3 protein-coding genes are annotated in these 3,308 nt (G+C 38.1%); 2 read left to right on the forward strand and 1 reads right to left on the reverse strand.

All coding sequences use genetic code 11. The annotated features are described in order from the left end of the window. Positions 1–143 precede the first annotated feature (143 nt). A complete protein-coding gene (locus GMJ66_RS18675) occupies positions 144–530 on the reverse strand; it encodes a hypothetical protein (protein ID WP_156291833.1) in 387 nt (128 codons plus the stop codon). Positions 531–781: 251 nt separating this feature from the next. On the opposite strand from GMJ66_RS18675, the gene GMJ66_RS18680 reads away from it, so the two are divergent. Beyond that, positions 782–1,750: a DMT family transporter gene (locus tag GMJ66_RS18680; RefSeq protein ID WP_156291834.1), complete on the forward strand. Its 969-nt coding sequence runs from the start codon at positions 782–784 to the stop codon at positions 1,748–1,750. Positions 1,751–2,511: 761 nt separating this feature from the next. After that, positions 2,512–2,802 (forward strand): hypothetical protein, encoded by a 291-nt coding sequence (locus GMJ66_RS18685; RefSeq protein ID WP_156291835.1) that lies wholly within the window; start codon positions 2,512–2,514, stop codon positions 2,800–2,802. Positions 2,803–3,308 lie beyond the last annotated feature (506 nt).

The following is a 3,308-nucleotide window of genomic DNA, read 5'->3' on the forward strand; positions in this document are numbered from 1 at the left end:
TACGCATTTCTTACTTACACAGTTTATATTACACTCCCAAAAAAAACCACTGATTGAAAATTCACTTTATAGCAGGTTAGCTTTTTAATAATGTCCAAATGAAGCAAACAGAGTGCGGATGATCATTGCACTCTGTTTTCTCACTATACTTCCCGCACCGAAATTGCCCGCGAATAACTAACCACTCGACACCCCTCTAAATCTTCTGCTTTCAGCAAACCCAAATTAATCGCTGCATCAATCTTATCCCCATCCGGCTTTTTCACAACTTGAATCAAATCATTCATATTCAACTCTTCTAATCTTTCAACGGTCTCGTTATCATTGAACTTCTCTGTTTTCCGTACCTGTCGCTGGAGCTTGTACGTGCCAGTAGTCCATTCGCCTTTTTCGTTCTCACCAACCTCATTGTCAAAATATGTATGAAAGGTCTTTTTCAGTTGGTTCATTTCGGCCTCGACTTCTTTCTTTATGCGGTTTAAATTATAATAGCGCTCAATCATTTCTTGAGTGATTTCCGTTTTCGTCATCTTGGTTCCCCTCCTCTTTAAAATGCTTGTTTGTAGATTTTATTTAGGAAGGTGGAGGAATATTACTTGAAATGGTTTTAGGTTTGAAGTTGAAACTTTTGTTCAATGGCATTAGTGGGGGTTCAGGTGGAGTGAAGTTTTAAAGCAATAGAAGATGCTCATCTATCATTTTCCAAACAACCCCCTTGCCAATCCACCATAAATGTCATAAGATAGATTCATTTGATTCTAGTATTTAGGAGATGACAAACATGAAAGGCATGTTTCAACATAAATGGTCTGTGATTGGAATCGCAATTTTCTGTTCTATCCTTTGGGGAAGTGCGTTTCCGGTGCTGAAGGTAAGTTACGAAGAATTTCAAATGGCCCCGGATGACGTGATTGCGAAAATTGTGTTTGCGGGGATGCGCTTTTTATTAGCTGGATTGATCGTACTAGCATTCCTATTATTTATTAATCCAAAAAGCATACGTGTCACACGCAGGCAATTTTTCGTACTGATTATTCTGGGCGTTGTGCAAACCGCATTGCAATATTTTTTCTTTTATAATGGTTTAGCAAAAGTAACAGGCATACAAGGTGCGATTCTATCATCAAGTGGCACATTTTTTACTGTGATTCTCGCACACTATTATTATAAAAACGACCGGATGAATTGGAAAAAAGCAGTTGGCTTAATCGCAGGGTTTACAGGAATCGTAGTAGCAAACTGGGGCCAGGAGCTTCAGCTTAGCTTTACACTTACCGGGGAAGGGTACATGATTTTATCCGGATTAACCAGTGCGATCGCAACGATTATGGCCAAAGAACTGGCGACGGGAATCCATCCGTTTGCCATCACCGGCTGGCAATTGAGCTTGGGTGCGGCAATTCTGCTGTTAATCGGTCTCCCACAGTTAAGTGAAGGTGCGATGGTTCTCACCCCGTTTGGCTTGGGACTATTTATCTATTCTGCACTGTTGTCTGCTATAGCATTCGCACTTTGGTATTCGATTTTGAAGTACAACAATGCCGGGGAATTAAGCATGTATAAGTTTATTGTTCCAGTATCTGGCGCGTTCCTTTCTGTGATGTTCATTCCCGGTGAAGGCTTGAACTTCTTTATTATAGCAGCCATTACGTTGGTTGCAGTTGGAATTATTGTGGTGAATTATAAAGGGAAAAACAAGGAGAAGGAGAGCAAGCTAGACGATGATCGGTTGGCTGTTAGACAGGAGTAACTGTCAACAAAACCAAAATGAAAGAATCGTTTTAATCCAGTAGTGATTCATACCTTTTCTTAAAATCATAAAAGCTCAGGCTCACCAAAAAGGTTTGGTGATTACCTGAGCTGTTTATTCAAATATTACTTCTATGGATTCTTTAAGTAAAATATAAAGACAGCAGCAATTTTTAAAAACACGATGATTTTCAAATATGTAAATTCAAATTAATATATCTTTAATAAAATATTTACTAAAATTATTTTGACATATTGAAAACAGAGGTTATACTAATATTATAGAATTCTGAAAAAATGAGTTAAAAGAATTACTACTTACATATAGTGAACAAGAAATTTAGGTATATTGGTCGATTTGCTTCATGGTTAAAAATAGGCTATTGAGAATTGACAAGACGAAGAACATAAGATAATTTCGTTTTACCTCAACGCCGATTACAACATGGTAAAGAAAAATAATGGTACAATTACCTTTAATTATACTTCCAACAGCTAATATGAACAGCTCGTTTTTACACACAACATAGCTTAGTGTACCCAACCTAAGTTCCCCATCCTCTTCATTGTTAAACAAACGGCTTCTGGACAAGTCCCTGTCAAGCACTCCCTTTCCTTATTTATACTGTTAATTTAAAATTTTAACGATAAACATATTTTCCCGGCAAATTCCATCAGATTTTTTTATGGTAATTCAGTTAGGTATTGCTCACCACAGTAGTTATTTCATTATTAATGAATCCCAGGATAGGATGTGAAAAAATGAACCAGATGATTTCTGTGTATGGAGAGCGGATCAAGGTGGACTTTGGAAAAAATCCTGTTTCCCAATTTTTTGAGGAGTTTGTCGATTTCTTTGCTCCGGATTTAGGGAAAGAAATTGATTTTCCCAGGGGAAAGGACTTTGGGAAACGCTATATTTTTAAGGGAAGAAGTGCAAACAATGCGGGAAGAAAAATCAAAATTACCACCAACATTAGCAGAGATATTTCCCGGAATCCAGAAAAGAACGAAGAGAAGAAGGAAAATTGGAAGCAGCAAAAGAGATGGTAATCAAATTATTGTGTGAAGACTTCAGAGATGAACAAATAGCTGAATTTACAAAATTAGATGTGGGGGAGGTGAAGGAAATAAGGAATTTGATGAAAACTTAGAGAATAGAAGATAATTAGGCGCCATGTGAATAGTTATTCTAGACTTCGCGATAATTACCGAAATTTCCTCTATGTCCCCCTCGACATATACCACATCAAAAGCTTCTCAGTCAGAAGTGTAAAAAACTCCAGTACATATACTGGAGTTTTCGCTTTTTTATGAGATAAGAAAGTATAAATTTGCGCTTTGATGTCTAGCTCCAACGCCCAGCGACTAGCGGACTTCCCTCACCTCCGTACGATAAAGAAGACTTGCCGATTGGTGAAACCAGAGGCTTAGTCGCACTTATACCCTTGCGGTGAAAGTCAACATCGACTCAGTTTTTTTAGGAAGGCCGACTAAAAGCGGGCTAGCGCTCAGGCGTCGGCATACCCCTATGAAGGGGCATGTTTCCTTTTCGCTCT

Origin of the sequence: Oceanobacillus salinisoli (assembly GCF_009733865.1) — a bacterium.
Taxonomy (GTDB): Bacteria; Bacillota; Bacilli; order Bacillales; family Amphibacillaceae; genus Oceanobacillus; species Oceanobacillus salinisoli.

Coding starts and splice junctions, on each gene's coding strand:
- GMJ66_RS18675 (WP_156291833.1), bottom strand. CDS start 530: ATGACGAAAACGGAAATCACTCAAGAAATGATTGAGCGCTATTATAAT.
- GMJ66_RS18680 (WP_156291834.1), top strand. CDS start 782: ATGAAAGGCATGTTTCAACATAAATGGTCTGTGATTGGAATCGCAATT.
- GMJ66_RS18685 (WP_156291835.1), top strand. CDS start 2,512: ATGAACCAGATGATTTCTGTGTATGGAGAGCGGATCAAGGTGGACTTT.